This is a genomic window from Pseudoalteromonas sp. GW168-MNA-CIBAN-0100 (assembly GCF_040309225.1).
Classification (GTDB): Bacteria; Pseudomonadota; Gammaproteobacteria; order Enterobacterales; family Alteromonadaceae; genus Pseudoalteromonas; species Pseudoalteromonas arctica.
On record NZ_JBEOOL010001199.1, the window covers coordinates 1 to 229 of the forward strand.

The 229-nt window shown below is 43.7% G+C and carries 1 protein-coding gene; it reads left to right on the forward strand.

All coding sequences use genetic code 11. The features are described 5' to 3' along the window. Positions 1-229: type II secretion system protein GspJ (locus AAEY62_RS25200; protein ID WP_350637242.1), on the forward strand; the 229-nt coding region annotated here is incomplete at both ends.

The following is a 229-nucleotide window of genomic DNA, read 5'->3' on the forward strand; positions in this document are numbered from 1 at the left end:
TTATGGCCACGCACCAAATATTAGATACCACTACCCGCGCAAAAGAAGCTTCGGATGATAAAATAGCCGAGCTAAATGGTTTGCAAACCACCTTTAGGTTAATGGATCAAGATTTTAGTCAAATGACCAAACGTGCTGTACGCAATGAAGCAGGCGATGTGCAAGAGCAGTATTTGCTAGCCGGACGCTATGTTTTAGATAGCCAATATGATGGCATTGGCTTTGTGCG